Origin of the sequence: Bacillus sp. B19-2, assembly GCF_022832475.1 — a bacterium.
Taxonomy (GTDB): domain Bacteria; phylum Bacillota; class Bacilli; order Bacillales; family Bacillaceae; genus Bacillus; species Bacillus paralicheniformis.
In genome coordinates this window covers 144,882-157,275 of record NZ_JALHKQ010000003.1, presented here as the reverse complement: position 1 = coordinate 157,275, position 12,394 = coordinate 144,882, and the positions used below count along the sequence as shown (strand labels likewise).

The 12,394-nt window shown below is 48.3% G+C and carries 12 protein-coding genes; 1 reads left to right on the top strand and 11 read right to left on the bottom strand.

Annotated features, from left to right (window positions below; genetic code table 11):
• Positions 1 to 9: 9 nt before the first annotated feature.
• The 11 genes from trxA to zapA all read right to left on the bottom strand — a co-directional run bounded on the left by trxA (position 10) and on the right by zapA (position 11,238).
• Positions 10 to 324 (bottom strand): thioredoxin, encoded by a 315-nt coding sequence (gene trxA / locus MST20_RS13130; RefSeq protein WP_020452497.1) that lies wholly within the window; start codon positions 322 to 324, stop codon positions 10 to 12.
• A 212-nt stretch (positions 325 to 536) separates the two neighbouring features.
• On the bottom strand, positions 537 to 1,514 hold the full coding sequence (locus MST20_RS13125) for an electron transfer flavoprotein subunit alpha/FixB family protein (RefSeq protein ID WP_243942758.1): 978 nt from the start codon (positions 1,512 to 1,514) through the stop codon (positions 537 to 539).
• A gap of 49 nt (positions 1,515 to 1,563) precedes the next feature.
• The gene (locus MST20_RS13120; protein ID WP_020452499.1) at positions 1,564 to 2,337 is read right to left on the bottom strand and encodes an electron transfer flavoprotein subunit beta/FixA family protein; all 774 of its coding nucleotides are present in this window, start codon (positions 2,335 to 2,337) and stop codon (positions 1,564 to 1,566) included.
• Between the two features lie 31 nt (positions 2,338 to 2,368).
• Positions 2,369 to 3,145 carry an enoyl-CoA hydratase gene (locus tag MST20_RS13115; protein WP_243942756.1) on the bottom strand — a complete coding sequence of 259 codons (777 nt, stop codon included), beginning with the start codon at positions 3,143 to 3,145 and terminating at the stop codon, positions 2,369 to 2,371.
• 2 nt (positions 3,146 to 3,147) lie between these two features.
• Complete coding sequence (locus tag MST20_RS13110; RefSeq protein WP_243942754.1) at positions 3,148 to 3,750, bottom strand: TetR/AcrR family transcriptional regulator; 603 nt, start codon at positions 3,748 to 3,750, stop codon at positions 3,148 to 3,150.
• A 141-nt stretch (positions 3,751 to 3,891) separates the two neighbouring features.
• On the bottom strand, positions 3,892 to 5,571 hold the full coding sequence (locus MST20_RS13105; RefSeq protein WP_243942752.1) for an AMP-binding protein: 1,680 nt from the start codon (positions 5,569 to 5,571) through the stop codon (positions 3,892 to 3,894).
• 208 nt (positions 5,572 to 5,779) lie between these two features.
• On the bottom strand, positions 5,780 to 6,184 hold the full coding sequence (locus tag MST20_RS13100; RefSeq protein WP_026579111.1) for a DUF350 domain-containing protein: 405 nt from the start codon (positions 6,182 to 6,184) through the stop codon (positions 5,780 to 5,782).
• An 18-nt stretch (positions 6,185 to 6,202) separates the two neighbouring features.
• Positions 6,203 to 8,560: an endonuclease MutS2 gene (locus tag MST20_RS13095; RefSeq protein ID WP_243942751.1), complete on the bottom strand. Its 2,358-nt coding sequence runs from the start codon at positions 8,558 to 8,560 to the stop codon at positions 6,203 to 6,205.
• Positions 8,561 to 8,576: 16 nt separating this feature from the next.
• Positions 8,577 to 10,292 carry a DNA polymerase/3'-5' exonuclease PolX gene (polX, locus tag MST20_RS13090; protein ID WP_243942749.1) on the bottom strand — a complete coding sequence of 572 codons (1,716 nt, stop codon included), beginning with the start codon at positions 10,290 to 10,292 and terminating at the stop codon, positions 8,577 to 8,579.
• Positions 10,293 to 10,435: 143 nt separating this feature from the next.
• Positions 10,436 to 10,972: a CvpA family protein gene (locus tag MST20_RS13085; RefSeq protein WP_023855455.1), complete on the bottom strand. Its 537-nt coding sequence runs from the start codon at positions 10,970 to 10,972 to the stop codon at positions 10,436 to 10,438.
• An 8-nt stretch (positions 10,973 to 10,980) separates the two neighbouring features.
• Positions 10,981 to 11,238: a cell division protein ZapA gene (zapA, locus tag MST20_RS13080; RefSeq protein WP_043926621.1), complete on the bottom strand. Its 258-nt coding sequence runs from the start codon at positions 11,236 to 11,238 to the stop codon at positions 10,981 to 10,983.
• 151 nt (positions 11,239 to 11,389) lie between these two features.
• Here zapA and rnhC point away from each other — a divergent pair, with 151 nt between their 5' ends.
• A complete protein-coding gene (rnhC, locus tag MST20_RS13075; RefSeq protein WP_243942747.1) occupies positions 11,390 to 12,331 on the top strand; it encodes a ribonuclease HIII in 942 nt (313 codons plus the stop codon).
• The last annotated feature ends 63 nt before the right edge of the window (positions 12,332 to 12,394 follow it).

Here is a 12,394-nt window from a genome sequence, read left to right as displayed (position 1 = left end):
GTTTCTATTTTACAAATGTTTGTTGACCAGTTCTTCAAGGGCTTCTTTCGGTTTAAAGCCGACAGATGTTTCAACCACTTCGCCGTCTTTTAGGATGAGGAGAGTCGGGATGCTCATCACGCCGTATTTGCCGGCAGTTTCTTGGTTTTCGTCAACATCGATTTTTACGATTTTCAATTTGTCTCCCATTTCTTGATCAAGCTCTTCAAGTACCGGCGCGATCATTTTGCAAGGTCCGCACCAAGGAGCCCAGAAGTCGGCAAGAACTACGCCTTCACTTGTTTCAGATGAGAATGTTTGATCAGTTGCTTTTACGATAGCCATTCTTTCATTCCTCCAATTGTGAAATTATGCTTTTTAGTATAGCATCTCCCTTTGGTTCACGCTAACATAATGCTTGATTATACGTTTCCCTATCTGCACAGTTTTACACATCGGGATTTGAGCCTTTCTGAAAATGTCCTTATCCCATGTTATTTTGCAAAAGGCGGAAATGTGCCTATGTAAAAAGCCGGCCATTTCAGGCCGGCTTTTGATCAAGTGCTGACACTCAGCTTTTTAAATTCCTCCGTGAGCAGCGGAACGATTTCAAATAAGTCGCCGACGATCCCGTAGTCGGCAATTTTAAAGATATCGGCTTCCGGATCTTTGTTGATGGCAACGATGATTTTGCTGTTTGACATCCCTGCGAGGTGCTGAATCGCTCCTGAGATGCCGCAGGCGATATATAAGTCTGGTGTTACGACTTTGCCGGTCTGGCCGATTTGAAGCGAATAGTCGCAGTAGTCTGCGTCACAGGCTCCCCTTGAAGCGCCGACCGCGCCGCCCAGTACGTCGGCAAGCTCCTGCAGCGGTTTAAAGCCTTCCTCGCTTTTGACGCCGCGGCCGCCGGCTACGATGATTTTCGCTTCAGACAAATCGACGCCTTCAGACGTTTTTTTGACAATGTCTTTGATAACCGTTCTGATGTCCCGAATATCCGCTTCGATGCTTTCGACCGCTCCCGTCCGCGTCTCATCTTTGTCGAGCGGGGCGATATTATTCGGTCTGATCGTTGCAAAAATCGTTTCATCTTCGGAAATGATCCGCTCAAACGCTTTGCCTGAGTAAATCGGCCTTGTAAACACGATGTTGCCGCCGGCTACTTCGACGTCAACGGCATCTGATATCAGCCCTGTTCCCATACGGGCTGCAAGCTTCGGCGACAAGTCTTTGCCCATAGACGTATGGCCGAAAATCATCACGTCCGGACTTTCGCGCTCAATGATCGGCATAAAGGCTTGAACATAGCCGTCAGACGTATAGTTTTTCAAGAGCGGGTTTTCGGCTGTAAGTACTCTGTCAGCGCCGTAATGGATCAGTTGTGCCGCATCGCTTGAAACGCTTTCGCCGAAGAGAACGCCGATCACCTCTCCCCCTTCGGCTACCGTTTTTCCTGCGGCTATCGCTTCGAATGTCACATTTCTCAACGAACCGTCCCTGAACTCTCCCAATACGATAACTTTTTTGCTCATGTCCATTTCCCCCTGTATTTTAATGACCGTGTTTTTGCTCCCTTCGGCTTCAAACGACCTTTGCTTCGCTTCTCAGCAGTGATACAAGGTCTGCCGCCTGCTGTTCCGGCTCCCCTTCAAGGATTTTCCCGGCTTCTTTTTTCGGAGGCAGGAACCGTTCGATCGTTTTTGTTTTGGCGGCAACGTCTTCCTCGTCGATGTCCAGATCATCAAGCTCAAGCTCCTCGAGTGGCTTTTTCTTCGCCTTCATGATTCCCGGAAGAGACGGATAACGCGGTTCATTCAACCCCTGTTGTGCAGTCGCTACGATTGGAAGCGACGTCTGGATCACTTCAAGGTCGCCCTCGGCGTCGCGTTCCGCTTCAACATCTCCGCCGTTTACCGTCAGCTTTGTAATCGTCGTAATACAAGGGATGCCGAGCAGCTCGGCCAAACGAGGCGCCACCTGTCCCGATCCCCCGTCGATCGCCACATTCCCGCCGAGTATCATGTCGTACTCGCGGTCTTTCAAATAGTTGTAAAGGATGGCTGAAGCCGTATATTGGTCCGCTTCTTCCAGGTCGTCTTCAATGTTGATCAAAACGGCTTTGTCGCACCCCATCGCCAGAGCCGTTCTGAGTTCTTTTTCAGCTTCTTCCTCGCCGACTGTGACGACCGTAATTTCACCGCCGTGCTTCTCCTTCAGCTGAAGCGCTTCTTCAATGGCGTACTCATCGTACGGATTGATGATGAATTCCGCTCCGTCCGTGCTGATTTCCCCTTGTTCAATCTGAATTTTCTCCTCTGTATCAAACGTGCGCTTCATTAAGACATAAATGTTCATGTTCTATTCATCCCCTTTGTTTTCACGTTTGTTATTTCCCTTTAAAATGCGGCTTCCGCTTTTCAAGAAATGCCTGAATCCCTTCCTTCGCATCCTCGGATTGGAACACTTCGCCGAAGTATTTTCCTTCCAGCTTGAGGCCGCCTTCATACGAATACACTTTGCTCGAATTCAGGAGTTCAATGACATAAGCCATCGTCTGCGGACTTTTTTCAGCGAATTTTCGCGCGAGTTCTTGTGCCTTTTGCAGCACTTCTTCTTCATTCGCCGCCAAAATCGTGACAAGGCCGTATTCAAAAGCTTCCTTGCCGGATATCGGCTCAGATGTCCCGATCATTTCAAGCGCTTTGGCGGTGCCCACATACTTCGGAAGGCGCTGCGTTCCCGCAAAGCCGGGAATGATTCCGAGATTCAGCTCGGGAAGGCCGAGCTTAGCGCTCTCCTCGGCAATCCGGATGTGGCATGCCATCGCAAGCTCCAGACCGCCTCCAAGAGCGGCTCCGTGAATCGCGGCGATCACCGGTTTTGGAAAAGATTCTACCTTTTCGAAAATCTGCTGGCCTTTATCAGCCAAATTTGCATAATCAGACCCGTCCATCAATGATGTAAACTCTTTAATGTCAGCGCCTGCCGAGAAAAATCTTCCTTCCCCGTGAATCACGACGCTTCTGACATCCTGACGTTCCGAAAGTTCATCAAGACATGCGGAAAGATCTTCAAGCACTTGCGTCGATAGCGCATTTGCCGGCGGATGCTGAATCATGATGGTTGCGATATAGCCGTCAACGGCGTATGATAATGCTGCCATTTTTATTTCTCCTCCTTCGTCTTTTGGCTGCCGAACCCATGGATCAGCAATTCATGAATGCTGTCTGCCAGCTTTGGCAGATCGTATTTTTGATCATTCATCACCCAGGTTGTAACCGTCTCATCCACCGTACCGAAAATCATCTGTTTCGCCAGGCGGACATCAAGCGTGCTCTTAAATTCTCCCGCTTCTTTTCCTTCGGTGATGATGTCTTCCAGGATCGTCAAGTACCCTTTGAGAATCTCATTGATTTTCAGCCTCAGCTCAAGATTCGACTGCCTCAGCTCAAGCTGGGTGACAATCGCGAGGTGGCGATCGCTGCTGAGCAGTTCAAAGTGCTTTTTGATGAACAGCGAAAGCTTTTCTGTCGCCGAATTTGTCGCTTCCATTTCTTCATTCATCTGCTCGATAAACTGTCCCATTTTCTCTTTGAATAGCGAGATGAGAATATCTTCTTTGTTTTTAAAATAAAGATAAATGGTGCCGTCCGCCACTCCGGCCTGCTTGGCGATTTTCGAAACCTGCGCCTGATGGTATCCGTTTTCTGCAATCACAATGACAGCTGCGTCGATAATCTGCATATACTTTGGTCTCTTTTGTTTCAATTGGCTTCGTTCCTTTCAAATTAATGAATGAATACTCATTCATGATTTTATCGTAAATAAAAATGGACGCTTTGTCAAGAAGCTAAACTCAAATCGCACCACAAAAGCATGCCGTCAAAATCGACGGCAGACTTCGCTTTTTCAGACGCCGGTTTTTTCTTCTTGAACGAGCGCTCTTCTTAAAATCTTCCCGACTGCCGTTTTCGGAAGTTCGTCCCTGAACTCGTATACTTTCGGCACTTTATAAGGAGCCAGACGCGATCTGGCATATTCGTCCAATTCCTTCTCCGTTATTGTAACATGATCTTTCAGCACTACAAAAGCCTTAACCGTTTCTCCTCTGTATTCATCAGGGATGCCGGCAACGACCGCCTCCTGAACTGCTTCGTGCTCGTAGAGCACCTCTTCGATTTCGCGCGGGTAAATGTTGTATCCCCCGGCAATGATCACGTCTTTTTTGCGGTCGACGATATAAAAGAAGCCGTCTTTATCCATGTAGCCGATGTCTCCTGTAAAAAACCAGCCGTCCCTTAGACTTTGAGCGGTTTCTTCATCATTGTTCCAGTAGCCCTTCATCACCTGCGGTCCTTTGACGGCGATTTCTCCATGCTCATATGGTCCGAGAAAACCGCCGGTTTCTTCCGAATAGATCGCCGCGTCTGTACCAGGCCAAGGACAGCCGATACTGCCCGCTTTATTCAAATCCCAAATAAAATTGGCGTGAGTGACGGGCGAAGTTTCAGACATTCCGTAGCCTTCGACAAGCCTTCCGCCCGTGACCTTTTCAAACTGCTGTTTGACTTCAACAGGAAGCGCCGCAGATCCGCTCAAACAGCTCTTAATTGATGACAGATCAAATTGGTGAAGATCAGGATGGTTCAACAGGGCGATATAAATCGTCGGTGCTCCCGGAAATATCGTCGGCTTTTCTTTATCGATCGTTTTCAGCGCTGCGCGCGCGTCAAATCTCGGCAGCAGAATCATTTCATACCCCTGCCTGATCGTGAAATTCAAGACGGCCGTCATTCCGTAGACGTGAAAAAACGGCACGATCCCCAGCACCTTCTCCTCCCCTTTATTCAATTGATAAAACCAGGCATCGCACATCTCCATGTTGGCTAGTATGTTGCGGTGGCTGAGCATGACGCCTTTTGGCGTGCCTGTCGTGCCTCCGGTATACTGCAGGACGGCAATGTCGTGGGCCGGATCGATTTCAATCCCCGGAGGACCGCTTGGAACGGGGTGTTTCATGATGGTGCGGAAAAGGTGTGTCGTCTCATTTTCATTGATCTCAACCGACATTTGATTCTCTTTTTTTTGCACGATTGGGTACAGCAGATTTTTAGGGAAAGGCAGGTAATCTTTTATGCTTGTCGCAATGATGTGCCTCACGTTTGTTAGCGCTTTCATTTTGTATGCCGCCGGGTACAGCATGTCGAGCGTAATGATGATGGCTGCCCCGCTGTCTTGAAGCAGATGTTCAAGCTCCCTTTCCGTATACAGCGGATTTGTCTGGACGACGATGCCGCCGGAGAAAAGTACGCCGTAATACGCGATAACCGCCTGCGGGCAGTTCGGCAGCATGATCGAGACTCTGTCTCCTTTTTGAATGCCGAGTGACAGCAGGTAATCTGCCATTTTTAAAGCGTCCTCGTAAACTTGCCGATACGAACGTTTTTTTCCGAGAAAATGAATCGCTGTTTTTTCAGAAAACTGTTGGGCGGATTGTTGCAGGATGGAATGGAGTGTTTGATCTTCAAATTGCAGCTCGTGAGGAATTTGTTCGGGATAATGACGCAGCCACGGTTTTTCAGTCGGCATAAGCTCCCCCCTTTTAAACAATATATTCTTGATTTCAGTATATCAAAACAATATTCAGAAAGTAATGATATTTTTTCATTTTAAAAAAGGCGCCCTTGTTCAGGACACCTTTTTCAAGCATAAAAGATCATATAAATCAGGCCGATAACCACAAATACCCCAGCTGTGAAAAACAGGATTTTCGCTAATTTCTCCATGTTGATCCCCTTTAGATACCCGAAGCCACGACAAATGACAGGCCGACTGAAATGACGAATGAAATGAAGCCGACTGCGCGGTTGTCGTTTTCAATCTCCTTGTCAATTTTAAAGCGCGGCGTCAGAAATTCAAAAATGAAATAGCCGATCAAAAGCAGGATAAAACCGAACAGCCCCCATCCCATCATTTGCAGCAGGGAATTATGCTGGCTGATCGATTTTTGCAGCACGTTGGCGATGCCTAAAATTTTTCCGCCTGTTGCCATCGCGACCGCCATGTTTCCTTTTTGAATCTCCTCCCAATTTTTATAGGTGGTGACGAGTTCAAACACAGATAAAAATATCACAAGACACAAAACGGAAACGCTGTAGTACGCGGCAATTTCCACAAGGTCGTTCTCCCAAAACTCTTTCATCCTTTTAGACTCCCTTTTTTATTTTAATTCGACAATGGTGACGCCTGATCCTCCCTCTCCCGCTTCGCCGAACCGGGAGTTTTTCACATTGCGGTGGGATTTCAAGAGGTCCTGAACGCCTTTTCGGAGGGCGCCGGTTCCTTTTCCGTGGATGATCGAGACTCTTGGATAGCCCGCAAGCACCGCATCATCCAAGTATTTTTCAACCCGGTGAAGCGCATTTTCATACCGCTCCCCCCTAAGGTCGAGTTCGAGCGAGACGTGATAATCTTTTCCTTTGACGGCGGCGATCGTTTTTTGTTTTTCGGGTTCGGGCGCCGATTTCAGGAATTCCAGATCCTTTTCCTTGACCTTCATTTTCAGAATGCCGATTTGAACATTCCATTCGGCCGCACCCGTTTTTTCGAGCAGCGTCCCTTTTTGGCCAAAGGTTAAAACCTTGACTTCATCGCCCGGTTTTAATTCGCGCTTGTCCGTTTTTTTCTGAGCCGGCTTTTTCGCTTTTTCAAACGAAGGCACGGCTTCTTCAAGGCGTTTTTTCGCCTCGATCAGCTCATGGTCTTTAAATGCTTTATGGTCTTCCTTGATCATGCGGAGCGACTGGATGATCTCGTCTGCTTCTTTCATCGCTTCTTTGACTTTTTCAGCCGCTTTTTGCTCCGCTTCTTCATAGAGCTTGTCTTTTTTCTCCTGCCATTCGCTGATCTGCTGCTGGAGGTCGCGGTGAAGGGCTTCAGCCTCCGCGCGGATGGCTTCTGTCTCGTTCAACTCCGCTTCGGCGCGCTTTTTGCTGTCTTCCAGCGATGCGATCATCGTATCCACTTCATTATGTTCGGCCGTCATCTCCGCTTTTGCGCGGCCGATCAGGTAATCAGGCAGCCCGAGACGCTTCGAAATTTCGAACGCATTGCTTCGGCCGGGCACGCCGATTAACAGCTTGTAGGTCGGCGACAGTGTGTCGATATCAAATTCGACGCTTGCATTAATGACATTTTCGCGATTGTAGCCGTATGCCTTCAGTTCCGGGTAATGGGTCGTGGCAATGACGCGCGCGCCTGTCTGGCACACCTCGTCGAGAATGCTGATCGCAAGGGCCGCGCCTTCCTGCGGGTCTGTCCCGGCGCCGAGCTCGTCAAAAAGCACAAGGCTGTTTTCCGTCATGTCTTTCAAAATATCGACGATGTTGACCATATGTGACGAGAACGTACTTAAGCTTTGTTCGATTGACTGTTCATCGCCGATATCGGCAAATACTTGATCAAATATGGCGGTCTCCGAGCCCTCTTCCGCCGGTACGTGCAATCCCGACTGCGCCATAATGGTCAAAAGCCCGAGCGTTTTAAGCGTCACCGTTTTACCGCCCGTGTTCGGGCCCGTGATGACAATTGTCGTATACTCTCCACCGAGCTCAATATCATTCGGAACGACTTCATCCAGGGGTAAAAGCGGGTGGCGGGCTTGAATCAGGCGGACATAGCCGTCAGCGTTGACAGCCGGTTTAACCGCTTTTGTCGCTTTTGCGTATTTTGCTTTTGCAAAAATAAAGTCCAGCGTCTGAAGCACTTTGACATCGTGAAAGAGTTCATTTGTGTGCTCTGCCGTCTTTTCTGTCAGGACGCGCAAAATCCGTTCAATCTCCTGTTTTTCGTTTACTTTTGCCTGGCGAAGCGCATTGTTCATATCGACAATCGCCTGAGGCTCGATAAACAATGTCGCGCCGGAAGACGACTGATCGTGCACGATTCCTCCGTAGCTTGATCTGTACTCCTGTTTGACAGGAATGACAAAGCGGTCGTTGCGAATTGTGATGATCGTATCCGACAGCATTTTTTGCGCAGATGAAGAACGCAGCATTGATTCCAGCCGGTCCCTGATTCTTGATTCAAGCGTCCGCAGCTGCGTCCTGATCCCCCTTAACGTCTCAGATGCATGGTCTAGCACTTCTCCATGATCATCGATGCACGAATTGATGTCTCTTTCCAATTCGGAAAGCGGAATGAGCTTTTCTGCGTATTGGTGAAGACAAGGGATCTCAACCCCGTCTTCGAACAGGCCTTCGAGAAAATGCTTCATCTGTTTTGCTGCGTATAGCAGACCCGATATTTCGGTCAATTCCGCCGGGCTCAAAATGCTGCCAATTTCCGCCCTTCTTAACGCTTTTCTAATGTCCGTAAGGCCGCCGAAAGGGGCGTTTCCTTTTAAGCGCAGGACGGTTCCTGCTTCATCGACTTCTTCCTGCAGCTTTTTGACTTCTTCGAGCGAACGGGAAGGTTTGAGTTCCAAAAGCATTTCCTTCCCTAAAGAAGATGCCGCATGCTCTGTGAGCTGTTCTTTTACTTTATGAAATTCAAGTGCTGATAGCGCTTTTTGCTGCAACGTCCATTAAACCTCCTTAAGATCGATGGCGCGACAAAAATGCCTGGACTTCTTCAAAGGAGCGGGTATTTAATACATTGGCCTTTGGCGTCCATCCTTTTCTCGCTGCCGTAACGCCCGTTTTCATATCATTAAGCATCGCTGTGTTGTGGGCATCCGTATTAATAACGAGTGTCACTCCGGCAGCATTCGCTTTCATCAAGTGTTCCATCCTGAGATCGAGCCGTGCTGGATTTGCGTTCAGCTCCAAGGCTGTATTCGTTTTTTTCGCAAGCTCGATCAGCTGGTCAATATCGACTTCATAACCTGCCCTTCTTCCGATCAGACGGCCGGTCGGATGGGCGATAATGTCAACGTGCTGATTCATCAGCGCGGTTTCAAGCCGTTTCATGATGACATGCTGCGGCTGTGAAAAGCTTGAATGGATCGAAGCAATGACAAGGTCCATTTCCGCCAGCAGCTCATCGTCATAATCAAGCGTTCCGTCAGGCAGGATGTCCATTTCCACGCCTTTAAAAATATGAAAATCGGTCAATTCCTTATTCAGTTCATCAATTTCCTTCGCCTGCATGCGCAAGCGCTCAGGCGTCAAACCGCCTGCGACTTTTAAATACTGGGAATGGTCTGTGATCGCCATATAGCGGTACCCTTTTGCCATGCAGGCTTCCGCCATTTCCCTGATCGAAAAAGCACCGTCGCTCCAAGCCGAGTGCATATGAAGGTCTCCTTGGATATCCTCGGCGGAAACGAGTCCGATGTCATCGCTATAGTCCTCGACTTCTCTTCCCGTCTCCCGCAGTTCGGGCGGAATAAACGGAAGCCCGAAATGGGCGAAAAACTCTTGTTCGCTTGAGAAAGTTTTAATTTCTCCAGTTTCAACGGTTTCGACGCCGTATTCACTGATTCTTTCGCCTTTTTCTTTGGCTAGCTGGCGCATTTTAATATTGTGGTCTTTTGATCCGGTAAAATGATGGAGCGTCGTTGGAAACTGTTCCTCTGTCACCAGCCGGAAATCCGCACTGATTTCGTATTCAAACGCAAATGTGAGAGACACTTTCGTATCTCCTGCGGCAATGACCTCCTTGATGTTCGAAAGCTTTAGGAGCCCTTCCCGGACAAGTTCCGGATCAGTGACAGCCATAATGTAATCGAGGTCTTTCACCGTTTCTTTGGCGCGGCGCAGGCTTCCGGCCCGCGAAAACTTGATGAGACCCGGGAGCCCTTCAAGCTGCTCTTCGATGATGTCAGCGACGGCCAAAGCGACCGCGATCGGGTACCTTTCAGGACGTTTCCCCGCTTCACCCAAAGCCTGCAGGATTTTTTCTTCCGTTTTTTTGCCGAATCCGGCAAGCCCCTGAACCTTTTGCTGTTCGCATGCCTCTTTTAAAGACGCCGCATCACAGACGCCGAGCTCCTGATACAGCTTGGCGATTTTTTTGCCGCCAAGACCCGGCAGCTTCAAAAGCGGCACAAGTCCTTCCGGAACCTCTTCCTTTAATCGTTCCAGCGTTCCGGATGCTCCCGTGTCCATATATTCCTTGATGACGGCGTACGTGCCTTTGCCGATCCCGGACAGGGACATCATATTATCGATTTCCGAGAGGCTCCTGTCGTCTTGTTCTAGAGCTGCCGCAGCCTTTCGGAAAGCGGAGATTTTAAACGGGTTATCCCCTTTTAGTTCCATATATATCGCAATCGTTTCAAGCAATTTAATGATATCTTTTTTATGCATACTGTTCACCTCTTGTTTCCCCTCGTTCATCCTGCTTCAATCATACAAATTTTTGGCTGATCCTACAACAAACAGGCCTATTCGACAGTTTCCGGGGTTCTCAAGAGCCCCGAAAAAAAACTTCCCTACAAACAGAGAAGTTTTTACAAAGATCCGTACTGATGCAGCAGATTGTTTAACATGTTTGATAAAAACGGTGTTTTATGAATGATCAAATCAGCCATCACCGAACCGGCCATCATGTTTTGCAGAACATCGATCGGCAGAAGCGTTCCGATGAACAGAACGACAAACACGAACAGATAGATTTCCGCAAAACCGAGCACGGCTCCAAGTACTTGGTTGATCTGTTTGAGAACCGGTATGCTTGCAACGGCATCCAGAAACGATGCGGCAATTCTCAAAAGGATAATCGTCAGGAAAAAGAGAATCAAAAACGCAATCATATTGTAATAAGCGCCTTCAAGGCTTCCGTTTACAAACGCCAGCGCAGACTGGCCGCCCGTAAAGTCGGGAGACGGAATCCAGCCGAGCTTAGGCGCAAGGTCGCCGTAATAGGTTGCGGCCACAGCGATCGCTGCGATAAACGTAACCAAACGGATAAACTGGCGGATAAACCCTCTTTTGAGTCCAATAAACAAACCGGACAAAAGCAAAATGATAATGATGATATCTAACATCGTGATGTTCAATCCTTTTCTTTAATTTGTCCTTTTAATCTCTCAAGCTCTTCCTTCAGCTTCAAATAATCGTGAACCACATTTACAGCCGTCAAAACGGCCAGTTTATTTATATCAAGATACGGATTTTTTTCGTTGATTTCCCTCATTTTATCATCCACAATCGAGGCAACGTGCCTCATATGGCTCTTGCTTTCATCGCCGATAATTGTGAATTGCTGACCGTAGATGTCAACTATTGTTTTCGTTTTTTGACCATCAGACAACGTTTCTCCTCCATTCCAATTATGCGAGAATCCTAGTCTATATCATAACATGTTTAGAGATTGAATGGAAAGACGAGCCCTCCGCTGTTATGATACACTTATAAAAACAATGATTTAGTCTGTTTAAGCAGCTAATAAAGGAGATTAGAACGTGTCACATTCTGTTTTAAAAGTTCCCCCGTCTGTTATTGAACGGATGCAAAGCCACTACGGGCCTCACATGACTTCCCTTTCCGTACAGGGCGCGGTTTTCCAGGCCAAATCACAAGGGTGCACCATTACAGCATACCGGTCAGGGAAGGTGCTGTTCCAAGGAAAAAACGCGGAAAAGGAAGCGGAGCGCTGGACGGCGGATGCTGAAACACCGGCTGCCAAAAAGCCCGCATCCAAAAAAAGCATCCCGTCCGTCTATCAGCCGCCTGAAGGCATCGGTTCCATGTCTGTGATCGGTTCTGATGAAGTCGGGACAGGCGATTATTTTGGTCCGATCACCGTCGCGTGCGTATACGCTGACAAGACGAAGCTGCCGCTGTTAAAGGAACTCGGTGTTAAAGATTCGAAAAACTTAAAAGATCCGCAAATCGTTCAGATCGCGCGCGACTTAATCAAGACAGTTCCTTACAGCCTGCTCGTTTTGAGGAACGAAAAGTATAATGAAATGCAGGAAAAAGGGATGAGCCAGGGAAAAATGAAGGCCCTTCTCCACAACCAGGCGATCGGCAACCTTCTCAAAAAATTGGACGGAACCCGGCCCGAAGCGATTTTAATCGATCAGTTCGCCGAACCTGCCGTCTATTTTAAACACCTGGCCGGCAAAAACGCCATCAAAGAACGTACATATTTCAGCACAAAAGCGGAAGGCATCCATCTTTCAGTTGCAGCGGCTTCGATCATCGCACGCTATTCATTTTTAATGGAGATGGATAAGCTTTCGAAAGAAGCCGGGATGACGCTCCCGAAAGGAGCGGGCCCGCTCGTCGATGAAGCGGCGGCAAAGCTGATCAGAAAAAAAGGCGATGCCGTCCTGCAGCAGTTTACAAAGCTGCACTTTGCAAATACGATGAAGGCAAAGCGGATTGCGTCAAAGCGGTAAGCGGTGCGGAATAGTTGGATGAGCGGGGCCGTTGCAACTGGATCCGCATATCTCACTAAAACA

Bases quoted from the DNA above. Each gene is read 5' to 3' on its own strand.
- trxA (WP_020452497.1), bottom strand. From the start codon at position 324: ATGGCTATCGTAAAAGCAACTGATCAAACATTCTCATCTGAAACAAGT.
- MST20_RS13125 (WP_243942758.1), bottom strand. From the start codon at position 1,514: ATGAGCAAAAAAGTTATCGTATTGGGAGAGTTCAGGGACGGTTCGTTG.
- polX (WP_243942749.1), bottom strand. From the start codon at position 10,292: ATGCATAAAAAAGATATCATTAAATTGCTTGAAACGATTGCGATATAT.
- MST20_RS13120 (WP_020452499.1), bottom strand. From the start codon at position 2,337: ATGAACATTTATGTCTTAATGAAGCGCACGTTTGATACAGAGGAGAAA.
- MST20_RS13105 (WP_243942752.1), bottom strand. From the start codon at position 5,571: ATGCCGACTGAAAAACCGTGGCTGCGTCATTATCCCGAACAAATTCCT.
- MST20_RS13085 (WP_023855455.1), bottom strand. From the start codon at position 10,972: ATGTTAGATATCATCATTATCATTTTGCTTTTGTCCGGTTTGTTTATT.
- MST20_RS13115 (WP_243942756.1), bottom strand. From the start codon at position 3,145: ATGGCAGCATTATCATACGCCGTTGACGGCTATATCGCAACCATCATG.
- MST20_RS13100 (WP_026579111.1), bottom strand. From the start codon at position 6,184: ATGAAAGAGTTTTGGGAGAACGACCTTGTGGAAATTGCCGCGTACTAC.